This window comes from Agathobaculum desmolans ATCC 43058, assembly GCF_000701665.1.
GTDB lineage: Bacteria > Bacillota > Clostridia > Oscillospirales > Butyricicoccaceae > Agathobaculum > Agathobaculum desmolans.
This window is the reverse complement of record NZ_JNJN01000007.1, coordinates 43955-64950: the sequence shown is the minus strand read 5'-3', so window position 1 is coordinate 64950 and position 20996 is coordinate 43955. Positions and strand designations below refer to the sequence as shown.

Sequence of the window (20996 nt, the reverse complement as noted above, 5' to 3'; positions counted from 1 at the left end):
AGAAAGTTAGGTGTTTATATTGGGTAGATATTTTGGAACGGACGGTGTCCGCGGTGTTGCCAATTCTGAGCTGGATGCACTGCTGGCGTTTAAGATCGGCGCAGCGGCAGCCTATGCGCTGACACAGGAAGCCGGACAAAGCCGCAAGGCCAAGCTGCTGATCGGCAAGGACACCCGTATTTCCTCGGATATGTTAGAAAATGCACTGGTCGCGGGTATTTGCTCGGTTGGTGCAGATGTGGAGTTGCTCGGTGTGATCCCCACACCTGCAGTCGCTTTTTTAACCATCAAGCACAAGGCAGATGCCGGTATTGTGATTTCAGCCAGCCACAATTCGTTTGAATACAACGGCATCAAAATTTTCGCCGGAAACGGCTATAAACTGCCGGATGCGACCGAAGCCAAAATCGAAGATTTGATCGATAACTTTGCATCCATCCCGAAGGTAACGCATGAAAAACTGGGGCGCGTGCTGCACAGTGCAATCGACCCTGTTGTAGAATATACCGATCACCTTGCCGAAACCATCCGCGGCGACCTGTCTGGTTTGCGCGTAGCGGTGGACTGCGCCAACGGTGCCTCCTCCACCACAGCCGAGCGCCTGATGCGTCTGGTGGAATGCAAGGCCGAAATTCGTTTTTATGAGCCGGATGGCATCAACATCAACGCCGGCTGCGGCTCGACTCATCTGGAGCAACTGAAAAAACGCGTTAAAAACGGCGACTTTGATCTTGGTGTTGCGTTTGACGGGGATGCCGACCGCTGCCTGATCGTTGATGAAACCGGCGAGGAACTGGATGGGGACCGCATTATGGCGGTCTGTGCCGCACACATGAAAAAACAGGGCAAGCTGCGCGGCGGTGCTTTTGTCGCTACCGTTTTGTCCAATATGGGTCTGCATGCCTATGCAGAAAAAAATGATATGCGGATCGAGTGCTCCAATGTCGGTGACCGTTATGTGCTCGAAATGATGCTGCAAAAAGGCTATATTCTGGGCGGCGAACAGTCCGGTCATGTTATTTTTCTGGAATATGCCTCTACCGGCGATGGAGAGCTGACCGCATTGCAGTTTATGTCCATCCTGAAGGAAAGCGGCAAAAAGTGCTCGGAGATTGCCGCCGAGGTCGTGCCGTGGCCGCAGCTCATGATCAATGTCAAGGTGCCGAACGATCAAAAGGCGACTCTGCAGCAGCTCCCTCCGGTAAAGGAAGCGATTGATGCCGCGGCAGCCGAACTCGGCAGCAACGGCCGTATTCTGGTGCGCCCTTCGGGCACGGAAGCGCTTGTACGCGTTATGGTAGAAGGCAAAGACAGCGAACAGGTCGATACCCTTGCAAAAAAGGTTGCAAAGGTCATCGAGTCTGTCGTATAATAAAACGAAACCAACGGGGTGGATGTGGTTTTCACATCCACCCTGCTTTGTCCCATGGGAGGTGAAACCGTTTGAAGCAGACAAGTGGATAACATGCGAAGCGCCAGAACTGCAATGCAGCCGATATTGCAGTTGACGAGGAAAGGGTTAATCGAAATGTTCGGCGGGTGCCCTTCGGCCACAGGTGGGTTGGTCGTAAGCAGGCTGTTAAAACGCACAGGCAACTGTGCGGACAGAGCAGTTTCCTGCATAACGCACTATTTTTATACCTATTTTTACAAAAGTACCATGTTTTATATTGAAGGATGATTTTTTATGTGTGGAATTGTTGGATTTACCGGGCGTGAACAAGCACTTCCGATATTGATCAAGGGGTTATATAGTCTGGAATACCGCGGCTACGATTCGGCCGGTATCGCAGCCTTTACCCAAAACGGTCTGCGCGTGATCAAAACGCAGGGCCGCATCTCCAATCTGGAGGAAAAAATCCGTACAGAGGGTGGACTGCACTGCACCTGCGGCATCGGCCATACGCGATGGGCCACGCACGGCGAACCGTCCGACCGCAACTCACATCCGCACCTCGGCGGACGGGACGGACACGGCAAGGTCGCTGTGGTACACAACGGCATTATCGAAAATTACAAAGAGCTGCGTCACCGTTTGGAAGCGCATGGGTATGTTTTTCAATCCGAAACCGATACGGAAACCGTAGCGCATCTGGTGGATTATCTGCATACCGGCAAGCAGGAGGATCTGGCGAAGACAGTACTGGCGGCTGTGCAGCGCATCCGCGGCTCCTACGCGCTCGGCGTTGTTTCAATGGATAATCCCGAGGAGATCGTTGCTGCCCGGCGCGACAATCCGCTGGTGATCGGCCTCGGAGATGGGGAAAACCTGATCGCGTCGGATATTACGGCGATCATCAGCCGTACAAAAAACTATATCATTCTGGATGATAATGAAGTAGCTATCGTTCGTCCTGACAGCGTGGTTGTGATGAACGAATTCGGAGATATCGTTGAAAAAACTGTGCAGACTGTTACATGGGATCTGTCTGCAGCCGAAAAAGGCGGCTATCAGCATTTTATGCTGAAGGAAATCATGGAACAGCCCAAGGCCGTGGGTGATACCGTTAACCCCCGTATCCACAACAATGCGGTTGCATTTGAAGATAACGGCCTGACCGATGAGCGGCTGCGCGAAGTAGAAAATATCCATATTGTTGGATGCGGTTCCGCACTGCATGCGGGCATGGTGGGCAAACGCGTGATCGAAGCTATGTGCCGAATCCGCTGTACAGCGGAGGTCGCTTCCGAATTCCGCTATGAAAATCCAATCATCAGCCGCAAGGATTTGTGCATCGTCATCAGCCAGTCAGGTGAAACCGCAGATACGCTTGCCGCTATGCGCCTAGCCAAGCAGGCTGGCGCATTTACCGTTGCTGTCGTCAACGTTGTTTCCTCCACAATCGCGCGCGAAGCGGATGGTGTACTGTACACCTGGGCAGGTCCGGAAATTTCAGTCGCAACGACCAAGGCATATTCCGCACAGCTCTCCGCCCTATACTTGATTGCAGTCAAAATCGCACGCACACGCGGCCTGATCTCTCTGGGTGATGAACGCGCCCTGTGCGCCGAACTGCTCCGCCTACCCGCCTGCATCCAAACCGCCCTGTCTACGCAAACCGATATGCAGCGCATTGCCACCCTGTATGCCAATCGCCCCAGCGTGTTTTTCCTCGGACGTGGGCTTGATTATGCCGCCGCACTAGAAGCCTCGCTCAAGCTCAAGGAGATCTCCTATATTCACTCCGAGGCCTATGCCGCAGGCGAACTTAAACATGGTACCATTTCTTTGATCGAAGAAGGCACACTGGTGGTTGCGCTGGCTACACAGCCTGCACTGTTTGAAAAAACCGTTTCCAATATCCGTGAGGTCGTATCACGTGGCGCAGCTGTCGTACTCGTCACCACGGATGATTTTACCGGAGACGAATCGGTTTGTCAGCATATCATCCGGCTGCCAAAATGCCTGTATGAATTTTCCGCCTCACTTTCGATTATTCCGATGCAGTTGTTGGCATACTATATTGCAGTGGAACGCAACTGTGATGTAGATAAGCCCCGCAACCTTGCAAAATCAGTCACGGTGGAGTGATGCCGGACTGTTATTGTTCAAAAAGCACAAAATACAAAAAACATTTTTGGCGAATAGATAGTATATTTCACAAATAATCCTTGACAAGTACAGAAATATCCCATATAATAAATCTTGACATGGAAAAAGGTAAAGAACAATTACCGCTGTCAATGTGGTCGGATGAAGACCTGTGCCGCTACACGCGGACGGGCAGCGGGCAGGCGGCAGAGCTTTTGGTCAAACGATACGCCCGTCTGGTGAAAACTTGCGCACGCCCTTATTTTTTGGTGGGAGCCGATGCGGAAGATTTGATTCAGGAAGGTATGCTCGGTTTGATGAAAGCAATCCGTGAATTTGACGATGAAAAAGGGGTCGCTTTCGGCGCGTTCGCCCGGCTGTGTGTGACGAGGAAAATTTTTTCTGCGGTACGCGCTGCGGCATCGCACAAGCATGACCCGCTTAACCATTCTATGTCAATCGATCGACCTCTGTTTGAAGACCTCGCGGAATCGCACACCCGGGTTGTGGCACCGATTGGTGATCCCGAATCGCTGGTGATCGGTAATGAAGAGAGAGAAGAACTGGTGCGCCGGCTCTACTCGCTTTTGTCTGAATTTGAGGCACAGGTTTTAACATTGTTTCTGGACGGCTTATCCTATGAGGAAATGTCCGAAACGCTGCGCAAACCGATCAAATCTGTGGATAATGCCATCCAGCGTATCAAACGAAAATCGGCAGCTATCAAACCCCAATAGGCGTTGACAGGCGCTTGGCCTGTACGCAATATATTTCAGTTTCCCGAGGGAACGGTATCAAAGAGAGGTAAAAACCATGTACCAAGACAAGACTTTAGTATGCAAGGAATGCGGTCAGGAATTCGTATTCACCGCAGGCGAGCAGGAATTCTACGCAGAGCGCGGCTTCCAGAACGAGCCCCAGCGCTGCAAGACCTGCCGTGACGCCCGCAAGAATGCTGCCCGCGGTCCGCGTGAATATTTCACTGCTACCTGTGCTGCCTGCGGCGGCGAAGCGCGTGTTCCTTTCGAGCCCCGCGCTGACCGTCCGGTCTACTGCAGCGAGTGCTTTGCCAAAATGCGTGAGCAGTAATTTTTCCATCTGCACTTGCTGTTAACGAACTTCTATTTTCGTGCTGCATTTGCAATAAAATGGTTTGCAAACCGGTAATGACATTATGTCATTACCGGTTTTTACATGTACCCCGTCTTTTCTGCAAAACAAATGCCGGCACTGAAAAACAGTGCCGGCATTTTTCAAAACTATTTTCTGCTGTATTATGTTTTACCTTCGTCCAACGTAAAAACATAAGCTGTTATTTGGACTTTCGGATGCGTTCCGCCGCCAGCAGAATACCCGCTTTGCCCGAAGAATAGGTCAATCCTCCCTGCATATAGCATACATACGGTTCACGCATCGGTGCGTCGGCTGACAGCTCAATCGAAGACCCCTGCACAAACGCGCCGGCCGCCATAATAACCTCATCCTCGTAGCCGGGCATCGCCCACGGTTCAGGCGTTACAAAAGAATCCACCGGAGCCCCGGCCTGAATCCCTTCGCAAAAGCGACGCAGCGGGTCCGGTGCACCAAATGCGATCGTCTGTATGATATCATAGCGCGGTTCTTCTGCTCTGGGACTAACTTCATACCCCAGCCGTTCCATGACCTCTGCACAGAAAATTGCTGTTTTCAGTGCCTGTGCCGTTGTATGCGGCGCCATAAATAGACCCTGATACAACAGGCGGTTCTGCCCCATCGTACAGCCGCACTCCCCGCCGATCCCGGGCGCTGTCAGCCTGTAAGAAGCATTCTCCACCAAATCTGCCCGGCCCGCGATATATCCACCGGTCGGCGCCAATCCGCCGCCCGGATTTTTGATCAGCGAACCTGCAATCAGATCCGCGCCAACCTGAGTCGGCTCGATTTCCTCCGTGAACTCACCGTAACAGTTATCTACCATAATGGCAGCCTGACTTCCTGCTGCCCTTACCGTCGCGCAGATTTTACCGATCTCCGCGCAAGATAGCGTCTTGCGTACCGCATACCCACGGCTGCGCTGGATAAAGACCAGCTTCACCGTCGGATCCTGCGCCGCTTCCGCAATGGCTGCATAGTCCGGCGCACCATCCTTCAAATCAACCTGCCGATAGCCAATCCCGTACTGTTTCATGCTGCCGCAGTAATCACCGGTAATCGTATTCTGCAGCGTATCATACGCGGGGCCGGTTACGGAAAGCACAGTATCCCCTGTTTTCACTGCTGAAAACATCGCGCAGGACAGGGCATGCGTACCGTTGACGAAACCAATCCGCACAAGTGCAGCTTCAGCTCCGAAAATATCCGCATAAATGCGGTCAAGGGTGTCGCGGCCATAGTCATCGTACCCATAACCGGTTGTACCGGCAAACAGGTTGTCCGACACACGATTTTTTGCAAACGCCGCCAACACTTTTTCCGTATTACGGTCGCAAATCTCCTCGATCCGCTCAAAATACGGTTTCACCGCACCCTCCGCCTCCTGACCGAGCGCACGGATCTCCTGTGAAATTTCCAAATACTGTGACATACTTCGTTTACTCTCCCCATACTGATTTTCCGGAAGGCAGCGTAAACATCCTGCTGTCCGGACGTTCCAGCTTCAAATTTTCTACCGTTACCTTCCTTGTCAGTGTATCACCACTATAAAAGGCTGCTGATCGGAGCAGGCCGCTCACCGCGGATACGTCATATACACAGCGGTATCCCCCCTGCATAAAGCTCACCCGAATGCACGGCTCCTGTTCCACATCCTGCCGCGAAGCGCTTTGCAGTTCTACACCGTCGCGGAGCACATCCTCATATGTCGGCAGCAAGGCGGCAGCATCATCAGAAAAACTCCCCCAATCACCCTGATAGGCAGTCGTTTCCCCGTTCTCCCACGCATACACTGTATCCTTTACACGCAAAACCGTGCTCTGCACCATGCCGGATGCATTCAACGTATCCGTGCGCACCGCGCTGCCGTCCGCATATCGGCGGCAGCGCATAACTGACGAACCGCCGCTATAATACAACGTGTTTTCAATAGTACACCGATATGCCTGCGGACGTGTGAGGGAAGCGATCACCTGCTGTGCATTTTCCGGACCAATCTGCACCTCGGCCACACTCTGCGCCGTTAACAACTGACTGTTTTCATCCACAACCGGCGTATTATCACCCTGACTATTTAGATTGATCCCCGTATCCCGCCGATGCAGCAAGCCGGAGGACACCAGATAGCTCAAAAACAGCAGCCCTACCAGCACACCGGCGCAAATCGCTGCAACCATCGGCGCCGCGTTTCTGGTACGGCGCTTCATGGTGTAAACGGCACGGGGCCATCCTCCCGCAATCCGAAATGCTGTTCAATGGCCTGCAGGATCCGTGCAGAGGTCTTTCCATCACCATAGGGATTAACGGCATGCGCCATAGCTGCATACGCTGCCGGATCATCAAACAGCTCGCATGCAAGACGTACAATATCTTCCTGCTCTACGCCTGCCAGCTTAACGGTTCCAGCTTCGATCGCTTCCGGACGTTCGGTCTCGCGGCGCAGCACCAACACAGGCTTACCCAAGCTGGGAGCTTCTTCCTGCAAACCGCCTGAGTCCGTCATGATCATAAAGCAGCGCGCCATCAGATTGTGCATCTCATCCACCGCCAGCGGATGGATCAGATGAATGCGGGGATTGCCGCCAAGATATTTTTCCGCAGTTTCCCGCACGTAGGGGCTGAGGTGTACCGGATACACAAAATGCACATCCGGATACGCTGCGCTTAATTCCGCGATTGCACGGCAGATATTTTCCATCGGCTCACCATAGTTCTCGCGGCGATGCGCCGTCACCAAAACCACGCGGTGATTAGCAAAATCCAGTGTTTTCAGTTGTTCATCCCGGAATACAAAATCCGGCTGAACGGTCAAATGAATCGCATCGACCACGGTATTGCCAACCACGCTGACGCCCTCCGTAATGCTTTCACGGGCCAGATTATCGCGGTTGCGCGGCGTCGGTGCAAAATGCAGCGATGCAATCTGTCCGGTCAGCTTACGGTTCATTTCCTCTGGAAACGGAGAATATTTATCATATGTGCGCAGACCGGCCTCTACATGTCCAACCGGAATCTTGTGATAAAATGCCGCCAATGCGCCTGCAAAAGTCGTAGAGGTATCCCCGTGCACCAACACGATATCCGGCTGCGCCTGCTCAAGCACTTCATCCAGTCCATGCAGGCTCTTCTCAGTAATAAGGGCCAGTGTCTGTCGCGGCTGCATGATGTTCAAGTCATAATCCGGCTTGATGCGGAATATGTCCAGCACTTGATCGAGCATTTCACGGTGCTGTGCCGTGACGCACACAATGGACTCCATTTTTTCATTCTGTTCTATTGCATGCACCAGCGGCGCCATTTTAATCGCTTCCGGCCGCGTGCCGAACACGGTCATCACTTTGATCTTATTCATCGTTCTTCGTCTCCTTCTGTGTGTCGCTTTCCTGAAGGGCAGATACGTCCTGCTCCCCTGCCGGATCTGCGCATTCCTCCTCCTGCGCATGTGCATGCTTGGTCCAGTGCTCTGCGCCGTAAATTACGCAGGCACCCACAAGGATCGCCGCCAGCACGGCCAACAGCAGCACGATCGCTTTGACCTCTCCCGAGGATGTCAGCACGACCGCCGTAAGTCCCAACGTTGCGCTGATGGCGTACAAAATCGCAACCGCCTGCTTCTGGTTGAAGCCCATATCAATCAACTTATGATGCACGTGCCCGCGATCCGGACTCATCGGACTGCGCCCTGCCGCCACACGGCGGATAATGGCGTTGGCTGTATCAAAAATCGGCAGACCCAAGATCAAAAACGGTACGGCAAACGAAATAACCGCATAAAATTTGAACAGTCCCATAATCGAAACCGTAGCCAGCATATACCCCAAAAACGTAGAACCGGTATCACCCATAAAAATCTTTGCCGGGTTGAGATTATATGGCATAAATCCAATGCAGGCACCTGCCAGCGCTGCCATTGTGATTGCAATCGCCATATTGCCTGTCAGCAGTGCAACCGCCAGCATCGTAATCGCCGCAATGGACGATACACCTACCGCAAGGCCGTCCAAACCGTCGATCAGGTTGACAGCGTTGGTAATGCCAACAATCCAGATGATCGTCACCGGAATCGCCAGAATTCCAAGATGAAAAAACGGCTCGTCCGAAAACGGGTTCAAATTGGTAAACAGCTTAATCTGCAAATCGCCTACGCAGACCGGGATTGCCGCTGCAATGATCTGCACCACGAATTTAAGCTTGGCTCCCAGCGCCAGCACATCATCGAAAATGCCCAGCGCTACAATAATCGTAGCACCGAGCAGCACACAGAGCATGGTCTGATCAAGCTGCCCAAACAGCAGGATCGCACACAAAAAGCCGCCGAAAATCGCCAAGCCGCCTAATCGCGGGATAGGCTTTTTATGCATACGGCGGCTATCCTTGGGAATATCGATCGCGCCGATTTTATGGGCAAACCGCTTAACCGGCGGCGTAAACAGATACGACAGGATGCCCGCCGCGATAAACGCGGCGACCACCATGCCGATCACTTTATATTCTGACATGCAAACTTCCTTTCAAAAGCCGCGGTCAGCGCTTAACAAAGCCGACCTTTCGATATACCTTATCCAGAGTTTTTCGGGCAAGATATGCAGCCTTCTGCGCACCCTCTGTATACACCTGCTCCAGATAATCTTTATTTTTCAGAAGATCCTCCGTCCGCTCACGGATAGGACGGAGCAGTTCAACCACAGCTTCCCCTACCGCAGGCTTGAACTCTCCATAACCCTTGCCTGCAAACTCTGCTTCAACCTCCGCCACGGTTTTGCCGGTTGCGATCGAGTAAATCTGGATCAGGTTAGATACCCCCGGCTTATTGGCCGGATCCATCGTGATACTTGCCTCCGAATCCGTTACGGCACGCTTGAACTTACGCATGATGTCCTCCGGCTGATCCATCAACAGAATATATCCGTTAGGGTTCTCATCCGACTTACTCATTTTTTTCTCCGGATCGGACAGACTCATGATCTTGGCTCCCTCACCCGCCTTGGGATAGCGTCCCTCCGGAATTGTAAAGGTATTCGGGAACACCCCATTGAAACGGTTGGCGATATCGCGGCATATCTCAATATGCTGGCTCTGATCCACACCTACCGGCACCAGATTGGCCTGATAAAGCAGAATATCCGCCGCCATCAGCACCGGATAGGTAAACAGGCCGACATTGACATTATCCGAATGTTTTGCCGATTTATCCTTAAACTGGGTCATGCGGGAAGCTTCACCGAACATGGTGAAGCAGTTGAGCACCCAAGCCAGCTCAGCATGCGCCGGCACGTGGCTCTGGATAAATAAAATACTCTTTTCCGGATCCAGTCCGCACGCAATATACTGCGCCAGCACCTCCAGCGTAGCACGCCGCAGCGCAGCCGGATCCTGCCGCACCGTAATCGCATGCATATCAACCACACAGTAAATGCAGTTATAAGCCTCCTGCAAAAGAGGAAAATTGCGGATCGCACCCAGATAATTACCCAAGGTCAACTTACCCGAAGGCTGTACACCGGAAAAGATGGTTTGCTTATTATCGCTCATATACGGTCTTCCCTTACAATTAAAATCTTTTGTCACGGTATATGGAATAAGGATCCCATATTTAAATGTAATTTTACCACATTCTGCGCATTGGTGCAACGCATTTTCATCATTTCAGGCGATATTGACAACCCCACTTCCCCACGGTATGATAAAAACAGAAAGAGAGGCGAAAACTGCATGGCGCAATACATCCTTGCTCTGGATCAAGGCACGACCAGTTCCCGGGCAATCCTATTCGATCAGGATCAAAACATCCTTGCGATCCGCCAGCATGAGCTGACTCAGCACTATCCGCGGGAAGGCTGGGTCGAGCAGGATCCCATGGAAATCTGGTCCACCCAATATGCGGCGATGCTCGAGGTGCTGGCCGCTGCCGACGTATCCCCCGCTGCGGTTGCCGGCATTGGGATCACTAACCAACGTGAAACGACCATTCTGTGGGACCGCACGACCGGACGGCCGATCTATAACGCAATCGTCTGGCAATGCCGACGCACCGCCGGTCTGGTAGATGATCTGGTGCAGCAGGGGCTGACCGAACATATCCGCCGGACGACCGGTCTGGTGCCGGACGCCTATTTCTCCGGCACAAAAATCAAATGGATCCTTGATCATGTCGAAGGCGCACGCGAGAAAGCAGAGCACGGCGATATCCTGTTCGGCACCGTGGACTGCTGGCTGATCTGGAAGCTGACCGGCGGCAAGGTGCACGTGACTGATGCGACCAATGCGGCCCGCACCATGATTTTTGATATCCACAAGCTGGATTGGGACGACACCCTGCTGGATGCATTGCAGATCCCACGGTCAATGCTGCCCCGTGTGTGCTCCTCCAGTGAAATATACGGTCACGTTGCGCTGCCCGGCGGCGATGTGCCGATCGCAGGTATTGCAGGCGATCAGCAGGCTGCACTGTTCGGACAAACCTGTTTCTTCGCCGGAGATGCCAAAAACACCTATGGAACCGGCTGTTTTCTTTTGATGAACACAGGTATACAGGCCTGCGAAAGCAAAAACGGCCTGCTTACCACCATCGGCATCCGGCTGAACGGCGAAACGCAGTATGCGCTCGAAGGCAGTGTATTCGTCGGCGGAGCCGTCATCCAATGGCTGCGCGATGAAATGCGCTTTTTCTCCGAAAGCCGCGATGCGGAATATTATGCGCGCAAGGTGCCGGATACCGGCGGAGTCTATCTGGTACCGGCATTCACCGGCCTCGGCGCCCCGCACTGGGATATGTATGCCCGCGGCTGCCTCATCGGGCTGACGCGCGGCACCAAGCGGGAGCATATCATCCGCGCTGCGCAGGAGTCCATCGCCTATCAGGTACACGATCTGCTCACCGCCATGGCGCGGGATACCGGTGTTCCGCTTTCCTCCCTCTCGGTAGACGGCGGCGCCAGCCGTGACAGCTTTTTGATGCAGTTTCAAGCGGATATTTCCAACTGCACGATTCGCCGTCCGGTCATTCGGGAAACCACCGCGCTCGGTGCCTGTTATCTGGCCGGGCTTGCGACCGGGGTATGGCGGGATCGCGCTGAACTGCAGCAGCTCTGGCGCTGCGACACCCTGTATGCCCCTAACATGGATACCGCCTCCCGCCAGTCCCTGCTTGCTGGTTGGGAAAAAGCGGTAGGACGCAGTCTGGACTGGATACCCCGTGCATGATCAATCCGGCAGGGACATCTTGACTGCTAATCCGTTCGTCAAAGGCACCGTATCATAATGCGCACAACCGGTACAGCGGCTACAGACAAAAAAACAGAAACCGGAGATGTATCTCCGGTTTCTGTTTTTTCATCTATATACAGCCATTTTCAGATGCAAGCGGCCGGCATCCTCATCCGGCAGCACAAAGCATCAGCAGCTTTTTCAATTCGAGCGCTCCTTGCGCTTACGCAAAATCGCAAAGCGATCCACTGCAAAAGGGAAGGTAAAATGCACCCGCATCTGCGGTACATTGAACAGCTCCAGTGCCTCTCCCTCATCGTTTACCGCCTGCTCTGCACGGAACACATAAGGCGGCTGGCCAGGCTGGAGCAGTTCCAACTCCTCGCCCTTAAAAAATCGGTTTTTCAGGGCAAATACCGCGCTGCCGTCCGCTTCACAGCACACCGGCATACCCACTACTTCATATTCGCGGATATACTGGCTGTCCCCATAATGCTGACCGTTTTCTGCGCTGCCAAAATAGAATCCGGTATAATATTCCCGGTGGCTGACCTTATTGACCTCCTCCATACAGAAGGACGGCAGGGCAAACTCCTCCGGCGCTGCCTGATAACTGTCGATCGCAGCGCGGTACGCACCGGTCACACAGGCTGCATAATACGCGGTTTTATTACGGCCTTCGATTTTGAACGAATCGATCCCTGCGGCGATCAGCTCCGGCACATGCCCGATCATGCACATATCTTTAGAATTGTACAGATATGTGCCACGCGCATCCTCCTCAACCGGGAAAAATTCCCCCGGCCGTTTCTCTTCCATCAGTGCATAGCTCCAGCGGCATGGCTGTGCACAAGCGCCACGGTTTGCATCCCGTCCGGTCATATATTGCGAGATCAAACACCGCCCGGAATAGGAAATACACATTGCACCGTGTACAAACGCCTCCAGTTCCAGCGTTTTCGGCGTATGCGCGCGAATCTCTGCGATCTCCTCCAGCGACAATTCACGCGCCAGCACCGCGCGCTCCGCGCCCAGATCCGCCCAGAAATTTGCCGCTTCGTAATTGAGGATGCTGGTCTGTGTGGAAATGTGCAGCGGCACGCGGGGCGCATACCTTTGCGCCAGACGCAGCACACCTACATCCGCTACGATCAAGGCATCTGCGCCTGCATCCTGCAATACCTCCAGATAAGGCGGCAGTGCATCCAAATCTCGGTTGGAAGGCATGATGTTAACTGTAATATAGCACTTTACACCACATGCATGGGCATAAGCGATCCCTTCGCGCAGCGCTTCTTCTGTAAAGTTGGCAGCCGCTGCCCGCATGCCAAACTGCTGTCCCGCCAAATAAACCGCATCTGCACCGTAAGCAATCGCAAAGCGCAGCTTTTCCAAATCTCCCGCCGGCGAAAGCAACTCAGGTTTTTTACTCACCGCCGCCCTCCGCATTTGCAGCGGCAGCAGCCGCTGCCTGCGCCTGATCGGATTTTGCAATATTCGCCTGATGCTCCTCATAGCTGTTGGCAAACAGGTGAGAGCCGTCCGGCATAGCAACATAGTAGAAATAATTATGCTCTGCCGGATGAGCCGCAGCCTTTAGGGAAGCATGTCCCGGATTGCAGATCGGACCGGGCGGCAGCCCCTGCTTGGTATACAGGTTATATGGCGTGTCGCTCTTCAGATCCTCCTCGCTCAGCGCACCGCTGGAACGTCCCAGACCATACAAAACCGAAGCATCCACCTGCAGGAAGGGGAATTCAGATGAATTGTTCAAACGATTGTAGATGACACCTGCAATAATCGCGCGCTCATCATCACGCTGCGCCTCGCGCTCGACCAGCGAAGCCACTGTTACAACCTCGTGCATCGAACGTCCCAGCGCCTCCGCACCAGCTTGGATCTGCTCATCATACTTATTGTCGAAATTGTTCAGCATTTTATTGATGGTATCCTTGACCGCTGCATTACCCTTGTAGATCTCGTAGGTGTCCGGGAAAAGATAGCCTTCCAGCCACCCTTCCTCGGCGGGCAGCTCCTCCTTCAGGAATTCATGCTTGAACGCATAGGTGTTCAGCACTTCGTCCAGCGCCTCCTGCGTGCACACATGCTCGTCCAACAGAAGCTGATGGATCTGCGCGACCGAATATCCTTCGGGAATCGTTATCTTTACAGTTTCCGTGCTCGAGGTATTCGCAAGCGCATTCACGATTTGCCCATAGTCCATATTGGGGTTCAGAAGATAACTGCCTGCAAGTACACCTTCGTTATCTCCCTTCAGGCTGATATACAGCTTGAACAGCGAACCGTAGCTGATCACGCCCTCATCATCCAGCTGCTTAGAAAGGGATACTACATCGGTATTTTCTGCCACGTTGATCTCTTTCACTGCGTCGGGTTTGATGAAAGCAAATACATCGTTTGCCATAAAAATAGCTGCCAAAGACAATACAATGGAAATGCCCAACACCGCGATCACATAAACGACTGTTCCTGCGCAGCCGCTGTTTTTGCGCCGTCTGCTCCGGCGGCGCTTGGACTCGGGCTGGGGCACGCGCTGCGTTTCCTGATTAACATTGTTGATCTCGTTATCCATAATTCACCTCTATCGATTGCGGTCAGCGCGGGCCGACCCATTTTAATACCAAATTTGCCGCAAATGCCAGCAGGAACGCTGCTGTTCCTGGATTGCATACCAGCAGCCACAGATCATACCATCCGGCACTTTTTTCAAAATGCGGAATTTTCTCCCGTGCCAGCATTTTTTCCAGCGAACGCAGGGAAAGATAAGCAAACAGCAAAAGTACCAGCAGATTGATCCCTGCAAAGTAGTTCCAAATGCCAAATGCGGCATAAGTATCCGTGATCCATACGACAAACAGATAATACAGGTTGTTGACCACATGTGCCAGTATTGCTGGCCATACACTGTTAAACACATAAGTCAGGTAAGCAAAAGCGATGCCGGCAAGCAGCGGTCCTGCAAAATTCATCAAGCTCCCGTGCAGCATGGCAAATATCAGGCCGCTGAACAACAGGCAGGCCGATGTACCGGCACTCTCTTCCTGCACAGCAAACAGCGCCCCTCGCAGATACAGCTCCTCCACCACGGCGGACAGCAGCACAATCACGAGCAGACGCGCAGCCATCCCCATACCAGACTGCGGCACATCGAGCGCAATCGCGGACAGATCCGCACCGGCAAATCCCGCCAACCGAAAAATTAAAAAATTGAGAAACAGGGATAATACCGCAGCTGTCACACCCAGCTCCACTGCAAGCAGGATCGCATCCTTCGACAAGCTGCGTAGCCGAAGCCGATTCCGAAAACGCTTTTGATCCCGCATAGAAAACAGCACCAAGCCCAGCGGCAGCAGGAATGAAATGGTTTCGGCTGCTGCAAGCAGCGGCGTACCGCCGCCAAGCCGCACAGCCAGCCTGCCGCTGCCCATCAGCAGGCAAAAACACAAAAACAGCGACAAACCAGGAAATAGCTGTATTCGATTATTCTTCATCCGGGTGCAGCACCTGCCTTTCGGTGATAATATACCGGCACTTCTGATCGAACGGTGTTGTTGGTAATTGATCCACCAGCCGGGAATCATCGCACAATGCCACACTGACCGCCCTGTAGTGCTCCATAAACCGATCGTAATAACCGCCGCCATATCCCAACCGGCAGCCCACCCTGTCGCAGGCCAGCGCGGGCGCAACGATCAGGTCGATCCGCCCAGCCGGAACCTGCTCCGCCGTATCCGGCGGTTCCGGAATGCCGAACGCGCCGGGCTGCAGTTCTTCCAGTGTATGGATTCTTCTGGCTGTCATACTTCCGTGCGCCCCGCATTTGGGCACGCACAGCACTTTACCATCTGTCAGCATACGGGCAAGCAATGGCACAGTATCAATTTCCTCTCTGGTGGAAACATAGCAAAAAACACAGCCGGCTCGCCGATAGAACGTGCTTTGCAGCAGCCGCTCCGCGATTTGCCGGCTAATCTCCTGCCGGATCTGCGCTGCCTGTGCAGCGCGTTCCGCCAGAAAGCGGCGACGCAGTGTCTGTTTATCTGGCAACATGGTGCACAACATCCGCAGCAATGCGGCGCGCCTTTTCCTCGCCGCACAGGGCGGAAACTAACGCGCAGCCAAAATCCAGCGCACCGCCGACACCACACGCGGTAATGATATGCCCATCCACCACACAGTTGCGCTGCAGCGGGATCGCACCGTCCATACCGCCCTCCATGCCGGGGTAGCAGGTGGCCTTACGGCCGCGAAGCAATCCCATCCCCCCTAGAATGATCGACGGCGCCGCGCAAATCGCAGCAACATATTTACCATCCTCATAGCATTTGCGTACTGCATCTGTTACGCGCACATCCGCATACAGATTTTTCGTGCCCGGCATACCGCCCGGCAGAACGACCATCTCAGCCGCATCCCAGTCCGCCTGACCGATTGGCAGGTCGGTCTGCACTGCAATGCCATGCGAACCGCTTACTACCGCTCCCGTTACGCCTACCAGACGCACCTCTACCCCTGCACGACGCAGCAGATCGGCCGGCGCAATCGCCTCGGTTTCCTCAAACCCTTCAGCCAGCAATACATATACCATGCTTATCACACCTTTCAGTTGAACATCAAATTCATATAACCGTTCGCAGCCGGCGGCTGACCATACCACTTGATGCAGCCAAGCGCACGGTTCTGCCCACAGGAGGTCATGGATAAGGTCTCCCGTTCCAGCGCCAGCAGCAGCCCCTGCTCCTGCTGGGCAGTCAATCCCAATGCTTCCTGCGCCGTATCTTCCCAACAAAAAGCATAAGCGGTAAGATGCGCACCGTCAAACCAACCGTATACCCCTTTGCCGAGTGTGTCGAACAACGCGAGCTGCGTCTGCCAATCTGCAAACTTCCGCACGATACGGCAGCCCCCTGTATGCGTCCGATAAAGCCTGTCCATCTCCGGAATATCCGCCGTGGTCAATCGCTGCGGCAGCGTACCACCTTGCGTTCGGTGAATGATGCGGGTATCGATATGAAAAAAGGGACGGTATCCAAAAGGCGCATAAAACCCGAACAGCCACTCCTCCGCCGGGATCAGAGCCGAAGCCGCCCGCCCCGCTGCCTGATCCAGTACGAAAGATTGCTCCAACAAACGGGCCATGCAGCCTTTGCGGCGATGCGCCGGAGCTGTACATGCTCCGTAGATATACGTGATCTCACCTTTGCCCTCCGCCGCAGACAAGCGATACGGCAGCATCTGCAGCATTGCGCACAGTTCAGCATCCCCTGTCAGCAAAAGCGTGTGCTGCGGCTGATAATGATGCTGAAAGAAATAATCGTTAAAGCCGCTGTCATCCGGGAAACAAATCTCCCACAATGCACGTACCATCGCCGTATCCCGCGGCTCAGCGAACCGGATCATGCCTGCCGCTCCTTCGGTATAGCCATATACTTCACACCGCGCATCACCGGATAATAGGATTTTTTCGCCTTACGCAGGCCTTCCAGACCAAGGTCCTCTTCCCGGTTGACATACTCCACATCATCGCAATTATGCAGCACAAACTGCTGGTTGATCATCTGATATGCCCCGGCGATCTCGCTGTCCGCCTTTTCGATCTGCATCACATACATATCCGGCGTAGCCTGACACCCAAACGTAAAAGCGATCACCTCGCCGTCCAGCCGAAGCAGACCGCCGCGTAGGCCCAATGCATCAAAATTGCGCAGTGCGACCACGATCGCGCAGGTTTCTCCCTGAAAATCGCGGCTGTGTGCACAGCCGTTCCGGTTGCACCATTTGATATGATATCCGAATGCATCCTTTACATTATCCGGCGTCATATCCTCATAGCTCCAGCGCCCTTCATAGGCTGCTTGAAAACGATTGACCAGATTGCGCTTACTCTGCAGTTTTTTTCCCGAAAGGGTGCGCAGCTTTTCCGCCAGATAAATATAGTCGTCACCATCCTCGCTGTCATGCGAGAAAACAAATTTTCCCGGCCGCACCGCCTCGATACGCTCGATCATCGGCTCCGCGACCGAAACGATCGTCAGCGGGATACCGCGTTCCGCAGCATCCGCCTCCAGCGCATCCAACGCCGCGCCGAGATCCCCCGCACCAATCGGAGCAAGGTAACAATCGTGTTCGCCGTCCAACGGCCGCATCTTAACCAATAAAAAGCCGTCTGCAAAACAAATTTGGGTCTGATAATGTCCTGCCCACATGAACAAGTCCACGAAACAACGTTCACACAGATGGTAATTATAATGCGAACCGCATTCCTCTACCGCCTGCTTATCTTCTAAAGTGATTTCACGAAATGGTAATAACATAATATCCTTTCCCTTAAGACTGAATCTCTGCCCGCAGCGCCTGATAGTGGGCACGAACTTCCGCTGCCCTGCCGCAGGTCATTTTTCCCTCTGTGCAGGCTCCGTCCACACAGGCAGGGCCGCAGCGGCCGAACAATGCCGGCGCCACCGCATATACCAGCCGATACATCTCTTCTGCCAATGCGCGAATCTCCCACTGGGCGCGGTTGCAGCACCTCAGTCGGAAGAAATTACGCAGACTGCGCGCGTTGGCCGTCATCACAATACGGGTCGTGCAGGCATTGGGCAGCACATAGCGCGCATCTTCGATCGCGTGCTTTTCCGCCTGACTGCGCGCCTGCTTTTCCGGTATGCCCTGCGCAAGCAGTTCTTCAACATAACCATCCATCAGTGCTGCCGTCAGCGCTTCATAGGTGCGCTGATCCTCTTCCATCGCTCGGATAAATTGTTCCCGTGCAGCCGGAATTTTATCAATTTCGGGAGGCACAACATATTCAAAGCCATGCTCCCGCACATAGCGCTGGGACTGAACGGAAAACGACGCCATCCTGTGCCGTGTGATCTGCGCCAGCAGCGAGCGGGATACACCTTCAACAGCAAAGGTAAAAGACACATGCTCAATCGGGCTTTCGTGGCCGATTTCCGCCAGCATATGCACAAAGCTTTCGGTTTTTTCCGCTGTCAGTCCGTCCATCACACTGTCTACATTGCTGGAAGAGTAGCAGTTTTTCGCCGCTGCTGCCACCAGCTTCTCCGGATCGGGTGTGTGTGCAATCAATTTCACCTTCACTGTATTACTTCCCCCTTCCGCCGAACAGACGCTCTCGGATCACCGTCAGCAAAAACAGCGGCAGCTTCATCATGCGGCCGATCCGGCTGGGCTGCTTGAGCAGCCGATAAAACCACTCCAGTCCCAGTTTAATAAAAATATCCGGCGCGCGCTTGGCTACACCTGCAAACACATCCAGCGAACCGCCCAGCCCGCAGAACAGGGTGGCATGAATGTCCTCCATATTATCCGCGATGAACTTTTCCTGCTTGGGCGCACCCAGACAAACGAACACTACATCTGCCCCACCGCAGGCGTTGATCGCCTCTACCGCTTCCTGCGCATCGGTAAAATACCCATCGTGCGTACCAGCCAGCACCAAACCCGGATATTTGGCACACAGATTCGCACCGGCCTGTTCCGCAACACCCGGCTTGGCGCCGAGCAGATACAGCCGCATGCCTTCCCGTGCCATTGCCGCTGCCAGATTTTCCGCAAATTCAATGCCTGCAACCTTGCCGCACAGGGTTTCACCGAGAATTTTCGCAGCATAAATAATACCGATCCCATCCGGCAGTACCAATGTGGCATGGTTGACAATTCCCATAAAAGCACTGTCCCTGCGGCACAGATCTACGATCTCAGGGTTGGGTGTAACCACATACCCCTGCTGCCGTGCCCGCAGCCGGCTCATCGCCAAATCAACCGCCTGCTCCATCGTGACCGCATGAAAATGCACGCCGAGAATCGAGGCGGTATTCAGTCTTTTCTCTTCCAAATCTTCACATCCCATGGAACGATAAATACTTATAATCTATTGTATTATACCGCAGCAGCCGCAAAACCGCAAGCCTGTACCGCGAATTGTTGCTGCATCGCGTGCACCATATAAAAAAGAGGGACACACTGCCTCGGGCAGCCGTCCCCCTTTATACTCCATTTTACAGCTGCGCACGGATCAGTGCGCCCATCCCCGCGGTGGACAGCACCTTTTCTCCCTTTGCAGCAATATCCGCTGTGCGGTGACCGGCATCCAGCACCGCCTCGACCGCATGTTCGATCGCATCCGCTTCCGCCCCAAGGCCAAACGAATAGCGCAGCATCATGGCGCAGGACAGGATCGTCGCAATCGGATTTGCGATCCCCTTGCCCGCGATGTCGGGCGCAGAGCCGTGGATCGGCTCGTACATCCCCTTGCCGGTCTCATTCATCGAAGCCGACGGCAGCATGCCGATCGAGCCGGTGATCATAGAAGCCTCGTCCGACAGGATATCGCCGAACAGATTGCCGGTTACGATCACGTCAAACTGGCCCGGGTTACGCACCAGCTGCATCGCGCAGTTATCGACGTACATATCCGTGTACTCCACTTCCGGATACTCATCCTTGATGCGGTGCATGGTCTCACGCCAGACACGGCTGGTCTCGAGCACGTTTGCCTTGTCGACCGAGCAGACCTTCTTCCTGCGCTTCATCGCCATCTCAAACGCACGGCGGCCGATGCGTTCGACCTCGTACACCGAATAGTTCATATCGTCTGCGCCGGTCTCTCCCCAGCCCTTTTCGCTTTCACGGCGGTAGTGCTTGCCGAAGTACACATCACCGGTCAGCTCACGGCAAACCAGAATGTCAAACCCCTCGCCAATGATCTCGGGTTTGATCGGGCAGGCAGCAGACAGCGCCTTGTGCATCTGCGCAGGGCGCAGGTTGACAAACAATCCAAGCGCCGCGCGCAGACCGAGCAACGCCTTTTCCGGACGTTTTTCCGAAGGGACTTCGTCCCATTTGGGGCCGCCGACCGCGCCGAGCAGCACGGAATCCGCGTTTTTACAAATCTCAATGGTCTCCTCGGTCAGGGGAATCCCGTTTGCATCAATCGAGCAGCCGCCCGCGAGCACTTCCTGATAGTGGAAGGTATGGCCGAACTTTTCACCGATCGTATCGAGCACCTGCATCGCTTCGGTCACGATCTCGGGCCCAATGCCGTCCCCCTTGACGACTGCGATATTGTATTCCACCCGGC

20 protein-coding genes are annotated in these 20996 nt (G+C 54.0%); 5 read left to right on the top strand and 15 right to left on the bottom strand.

Annotated features, from left to right (window positions below):
* The first annotated feature begins 19 nt into the window (after nucleotides 1-19).
* The 4 genes from glmM to T363_RS0103470 all read left to right on the top strand — a co-directional run bounded on the left by glmM (nucleotide 20) and on the right by T363_RS0103470 (nucleotide 4621).
* Nucleotides 20-1372 (top strand): phosphoglucosamine mutase, encoded by a 1353-nt coding sequence (gene glmM, locus T363_RS0103485; RefSeq protein ID WP_031473283.1) that lies wholly within the window; start codon nucleotides 20-22, stop codon nucleotides 1370-1372.
* 315 nt (nucleotides 1373-1687) lie between these two features.
* Nucleotides 1688-3532: a glutamine--fructose-6-phosphate transaminase (isomerizing) gene (gene glmS, locus T363_RS0103480; protein ID WP_031473281.1), complete on the top strand. Its 1845-nt coding sequence runs from the start codon at nucleotides 1688-1690 to the stop codon at nucleotides 3530-3532.
* A gap of 119 nt (nucleotides 3533-3651) precedes the next feature.
* Complete coding sequence (locus T363_RS0103475) at nucleotides 3652-4269, top strand: sigma-70 family RNA polymerase sigma factor (RefSeq protein WP_031473279.1); 618 nt, start codon at nucleotides 3652-3654, stop codon at nucleotides 4267-4269.
* A 76-nt stretch (nucleotides 4270-4345) separates the two neighbouring features.
* Nucleotides 4346-4621: a zinc-ribbon domain containing protein gene (locus T363_RS0103470; protein ID WP_031473277.1), complete on the top strand. Its 276-nt coding sequence runs from the start codon at nucleotides 4346-4348 to the stop codon at nucleotides 4619-4621.
* Nucleotides 4622-4844: 223 nt separating this feature from the next.
* On the opposite strand, the gene T363_RS0103465 is transcribed toward T363_RS0103470, so the two are convergent.
* The 5 genes from T363_RS0103465 to trpS are packed head-to-tail and all read right to left on the bottom strand — an operon-like array spanning nucleotide 4845 to nucleotide 10195.
* Nucleotides 4845-6095, bottom strand: a complete 1251-nt coding sequence (locus tag T363_RS0103465; RefSeq protein ID WP_031473275.1) for a methionine gamma-lyase family protein — start codon at nucleotides 6093-6095, stop codon at nucleotides 4845-4847.
* A gap of 7 nt (nucleotides 6096-6102) precedes the next feature.
* Nucleotides 6103-6870, bottom strand: a complete 768-nt coding sequence (locus tag T363_RS0103460; protein ID WP_031473273.1) for a hypothetical protein — start codon at nucleotides 6868-6870, stop codon at nucleotides 6103-6105.
* The gene (gene wecB / locus T363_RS0103455) at nucleotides 6867-8015 is read right to left on the bottom strand and encodes a non-hydrolyzing UDP-N-acetylglucosamine 2-epimerase (RefSeq protein ID WP_031473271.1); all 1149 of its coding nucleotides are present in this window, start codon (nucleotides 8013-8015) and stop codon (nucleotides 6867-6869) included. Before wecB ends, T363_RS0103460 begins: the two co-directional genes overlap by 4 nt.
* Complete coding sequence (locus T363_RS0103450; protein ID WP_078096893.1) at nucleotides 8008-9162, bottom strand: MraY family glycosyltransferase; 1155 nt, start codon at nucleotides 9160-9162, stop codon at nucleotides 8008-8010. The genes wecB and T363_RS0103450 overlap by 8 nt, the downstream gene beginning before the upstream one ends.
* Nucleotides 9163-9187: 25 nt before the next feature.
* On the bottom strand, nucleotides 9188-10195 hold the full coding sequence (trpS, locus tag T363_RS0103445; RefSeq protein ID WP_031473267.1) for a tryptophan--tRNA ligase: 1008 nt from the start codon (nucleotides 10193-10195) through the stop codon (nucleotides 9188-9190).
* A gap of 180 nt (nucleotides 10196-10375) precedes the next feature.
* On the opposite strand from trpS, the gene glpK reads away from it, so the two are divergent.
* The gene (glpK, locus tag T363_RS0103440) at nucleotides 10376-11866 is read left to right on the top strand and encodes a glycerol kinase GlpK (protein ID WP_031473265.1); all 1491 of its coding nucleotides are present in this window, start codon (nucleotides 10376-10378) and stop codon (nucleotides 11864-11866) included.
* Between the two features lie 204 nt (nucleotides 11867-12070).
* Here glpK and T363_RS0103435 read toward each other — a convergent pair whose 3' ends face one another.
* The 10 genes from T363_RS0103435 to leuB all read right to left on the bottom strand — a co-directional run bounded on the left by T363_RS0103435 (nucleotide 12071) and on the right by leuB (nucleotide 20991).
* On the bottom strand, nucleotides 12071-13303 hold the full coding sequence (locus tag T363_RS0103435; protein ID WP_242840221.1) for a peptidase U32 family protein: 1233 nt from the start codon (nucleotides 13301-13303) through the stop codon (nucleotides 12071-12073).
* Nucleotides 13296-14462 (bottom strand): endolytic transglycosylase MltG, encoded by a 1167-nt coding sequence (mltG, locus tag T363_RS0103430; RefSeq protein ID WP_051643063.1) that lies wholly within the window; start codon nucleotides 14460-14462, stop codon nucleotides 13296-13298. The genes T363_RS0103435 and mltG overlap by 8 nt, the downstream gene beginning before the upstream one ends.
* Before the next feature lie 22 nt (nucleotides 14463-14484).
* The gene (locus T363_RS0103425) at nucleotides 14485-15381 is read right to left on the bottom strand and encodes a CPBP family intramembrane glutamic endopeptidase (RefSeq protein ID WP_161645940.1); all 897 of its coding nucleotides are present in this window, start codon (nucleotides 15379-15381) and stop codon (nucleotides 14485-14487) included.
* Nucleotides 15371-15940 carry a 5-formyltetrahydrofolate cyclo-ligase gene (locus T363_RS0103420; protein ID WP_051643062.1) on the bottom strand — a complete coding sequence of 190 codons (570 nt, stop codon included), beginning with the start codon at nucleotides 15938-15940 and terminating at the stop codon, nucleotides 15371-15373. The genes T363_RS0103425 and T363_RS0103420 overlap by 11 nt, the downstream gene beginning before the upstream one ends.
* Entirely contained in the window at nucleotides 15927-16478 is a 552-nt protein-coding gene (locus T363_RS0103415; RefSeq protein ID WP_031473255.1) for a DJ-1 family glyoxalase III, read from the bottom strand. The genes T363_RS0103420 and T363_RS0103415 overlap by 14 nt, the downstream gene beginning before the upstream one ends.
* A gap of 14 nt (nucleotides 16479-16492) precedes the next feature.
* Complete coding sequence (locus T363_RS14980) at nucleotides 16493-17290, bottom strand: GNAT family N-acetyltransferase (RefSeq protein WP_051643061.1); 798 nt, start codon at nucleotides 17288-17290, stop codon at nucleotides 16493-16495.
* On the bottom strand, nucleotides 17287-18204 hold the full coding sequence (locus tag T363_RS0103405; RefSeq protein WP_031473251.1) for a DUF2156 domain-containing protein: 918 nt from the start codon (nucleotides 18202-18204) through the stop codon (nucleotides 17287-17289). The genes T363_RS14980 and T363_RS0103405 overlap by 4 nt, the downstream gene beginning before the upstream one ends.
* A gap of 13 nt (nucleotides 18205-18217) precedes the next feature.
* The gene (thyX, locus tag T363_RS0103400) at nucleotides 18218-18994 is read right to left on the bottom strand and encodes an FAD-dependent thymidylate synthase (protein ID WP_031473249.1); all 777 of its coding nucleotides are present in this window, start codon (nucleotides 18992-18994) and stop codon (nucleotides 18218-18220) included.
* A gap of 4 nt (nucleotides 18995-18998) precedes the next feature.
* Nucleotides 18999-19751, bottom strand: a complete 753-nt coding sequence (locus T363_RS0103395; RefSeq protein ID WP_242840220.1) for a WecB/TagA/CpsF family glycosyltransferase — start codon at nucleotides 19749-19751, stop codon at nucleotides 18999-19001.
* 163 nt (nucleotides 19752-19914) lie between these two features.
* Entirely contained in the window at nucleotides 19915-20991 is a 1077-nt protein-coding gene (gene leuB, locus T363_RS0103390) for a 3-isopropylmalate dehydrogenase (RefSeq protein ID WP_031473245.1), read from the bottom strand.
* Nucleotides 20992-20996: the final 5 nt, after the last annotated feature.